2 protein-coding genes and 1 pseudogene are annotated in these 3,332 nt (G+C 48.9%); all 3 read right to left on the reverse strand.

Annotated features, from left to right (window positions below):
• Positions 1-147, reverse strand: a pseudogene (locus FTE26_RS00950) (hypothetical protein); the annotation flags it as partial.
• Positions 134-631, reverse strand: coding sequence for an entry exclusion protein (locus FTE26_RS00955; protein WP_000605862.1), 498 nt, complete (start codon positions 629-631; stop codon positions 134-136). The pseudogene FTE26_RS00950 and the gene FTE26_RS00955, both read right to left, overlap by 14 nt.
• 18 nt (positions 632-649) lie before the next feature.
• Positions 650-3,332 (reverse strand): conjugal transfer mating-pair stabilization protein TraG (gene traG, locus FTE26_RS00960; RefSeq protein WP_162758606.1); only part of this gene is annotated, 2,683 nt, incomplete at its 5' end.

Consider the following 3,332-nt stretch of genomic DNA (forward strand, 5'->3'; position numbering starts at 1 on the left):
CTCAAGGTTACGCTTCTTGATTGCTGTGCTCATCGCACCACACCCTGAAAGGGCCAGAGTGGAACTGACCAGTGCAACCATCATTAATTTTTTTGTTTTCATCAAATTACCTTTTTTACAAACTACAGTTTTCTTATTGCCTGTCATAATAATCCTGCCAACGAGTCCCAAAAGTATTTCCCGCTGAGTCAAAGCCTCCATGCATAGGATATCCGGTTGAAGGGTTATAGTAGGTCGTTGGGGGCTGTTCAATGCCCCCGAAGTCTAACTTTTCACTCCCATCATATTGGTTTTTGAGTTGATTTTGACCCCATTTTTTTATGCTTATGCAACCACTAACTCGCCTTAATTCGTATAGTGTACCAATGATAAAAACCATCAGGCTTAATAACGGAGAGAGTAAGGAAGATACTGGCATCGTTATATACCAAACGCCTTTACTGAATTTAAACTCATCCGACACATTCCGTTTTTTTCGTATTTGAGAGAACAACCATATAAACAGTCCCTGCCATAGCACTATGAAGAACAGCATAAAAACTGTTTCGGCCTTCCCCCAACCAACCAGATAGCAGGCGATAAACTGTATCACCGTTACCAGAGCAATATGGGCTAGACATCTCATTATCATCTCCCAAACACAGCATTATTACTTATACTTATCCTGATACTCCTTTGCCCTTTTCATCAGTTCCTGTGGACTGTCAGCCCCGGGCATTCTTTCCTGAACCGACTTTTCTTCATTATATTTATTATTCTGAGATAATGCCTCTGTTTTATGGTGATTCTGTAGTTCAGAATACTGTCCTCTTACAATATTTTCCTCGCCACGTATGCTGTTCTGAGTATCACCTATATTCCCTTTATATTCTGTGACCATATTATCAACCTGATGTTTTACATCATTACGGATATTACTGTCCTGCGTTCTTTGCTCAATAATGGCCTGATGTCCCTGATGGTCAGCAATAATATCCTGACTGCCACCACCCGAAGGTACGCTCTCCATTCCTTTACCAATATCGCCACGGGATTCCCGCCAGGCATTATCAACACCAGGCTGTATCTGTTCCTGCACAAAAGACCAGGCCATCGCCCGACGGCGTTCTGCAATCTCCGGTGAACTGGTATTTGTCAGAATAGCTTCTGCATCCTGTGGCGCGTGTTTCATTACATACTGTGCAAACTGTTGCGACAAGTCTTCACTCATCTGCCCACTCATGCTTTCAGTACGGGATGCCATTTCAGCATATTCATGGCTGCGAGTCATATTCGTCGTGTACTGGTCGTAACTCTGCTTCGCTGAATTCAGGGCTGCAGACAACTGATCCACACGGGAATCAGCATTATTGTCAGTATGGCTGCCGGACTCACTGACCTTGCGACTGGTAAAGTAATCGCTGGCCTCTTTAAAGTCTTGTGTAGCTCTGGCATCGATATCATGACGAGCATCATTGCTGGCCCGTGAACCACTGCTGGCCTGATGCGCATCATCATCACTCCAGTCAATGCCAGCCCGACCACCGCCTCTAACGCCTAATCCTCCACCAACACCAAGAATTTTAGGTTTAACCCCCCATTCAGCATGAGCATCGCCATACATCCCGGCAGAAGCTCTCGTACTTCTGGATGCCAGTTCCTGAGTCGCCTGCTCATTACTGATATTATGCGCCTTCGCATAGCTTTCCATTGCACTGCGCATACGGCTGGCCATCATGGAATCCTGTGCACTCATGGTGCTGTCAGCGCCACCGGTGACAGAATCACTGCTCCCCCGGTTAGAACCAAACTGACTGAGCGTGTTCCAGGCACTGGCAATACTGCTGCTGAAACCATGCAGGGCACTTTCTGCTCTGTTCGACGCCTCCCGGGCCATTTCCTGTTGTGCCGCTGCAATCTGACGCGTTGCATTGATACCAACCGGTAACCGGGACATCGCTCCGCTTGCATCCATCACCATATTACCGTCACGGGTCTGTGTGGCAGTTGCGCCACTGCCGGTCTGGTACATCATCTGACCAAACGACGTGGTGCTGTTGGTGCTCCAGCTGAAGCCGTTCACGTTTTCCGTCTGCATGTTGCCGTAGGAGTAATTACCGTCAACCACACTGCCTGCTGCACTGGCCGTCGGACTGATAGAGGAAGAGGCGAAGTGGCTGTACACGCTGGAAAAACCTGCGCCAAGGCCTTTTACCATCATCCATGACAACGGGGGGATCATGGCTGAAAGATACCCGGCAGTAGAGGCCAGGTCAGAGTATTTCAGCTGTATCTGAGAGAGTTCAGACAGCACGACCGGCGCACCATTCATCTTCGCATAGAATGTCATGGCACTGTTCAGAATGGCATACAACAACGGCCAGGTCTGCAGCCACATCAGGGCAAACACATAGCCTTTCAGGACGGACAGTGTCAGTTTGTTGAAGACAGCTGCCAGTACCAGAAGCGGGAAAATACCAATGGCAATTCCCGTCAGGATAGTCTGTACCATTGGCAGGTTTCGCATTGTCACATGACCGATAGAGACATGCGCCAGACGTTGCTTCTCCATCGATGACGTGGTGGCCAGATTCACCAGGCTGGCGGTGTCACCATTACGGGCGGCATTACTGGTGATACCCTCTTTCAGGGCATTTATTGTGACGTTCTGGCGCATAATCTGGCTGGCAGACTGACTGGAGCCGTAGAAATAACTGTAACTGTCACTGACCAGTTGTCTGAATAACAGGTCCGGGTCCGGTCTGCCGCCAAATATCTGCTGCACATAATAATGCCAGGTCTTGCCTCCCGTCTTTGTATCGAGATTCAGCCTGTCTTTCAGCGTGACCGACGCATCCTTACAGGTTATGAAATTATTATTGTTGTCATAAACGCCCCGTAGCGGGCTGGGTCGGGAAAAAATCAGCGTGTAGGGGTCAGCGGAGGCCATCAGATCTTCCAGCGTGTATTTATGATTCAGGTAAATATCACCCAGCACGCAGTTCTGGACGTAGTCCTGGAACAGATTGATGATTTCCGGATTCCGGGACAGGAAATCGGTGCTTTTCACAATCAGATTCGCCCCGAACAGCATGCCTGTCTTGCTGTAGGTGACGCTGTCCGGTTGGGTGAATATCATCTCGTAGCTGACCACCATTGCATGCCCGATACGTGTCGTCAGTGAAAGTGGCATCGCCAGACCGACCGGCACATTATCCACCCGATGGACTTTGACCAGGTCACTGTTATCAATAATCTGCACCGATGTACGGACATTAACCAGCAGGCTGATAAGCACAAACACGGCCACCCAGCCCAGCAAATCCATCACGTTGTGCCGCTGTACCCACATC

Source organism: Escherichia sp. S10b (assembly GCF_028421345.1).
In the GTDB taxonomy this organism is placed as follows: domain Bacteria; phylum Pseudomonadota; class Gammaproteobacteria; order Enterobacterales; family Enterobacteriaceae; genus ECMA0423.

What these genes read in the sequence shown, in the direction of transcription:
- FTE26_RS00955 (WP_000605862.1), bottom strand. Translation starts at nt 631, where the DNA reads ATGATAATGAGATGTCTAGCCCATATTGCTCTGGTAACGGTGATACAG.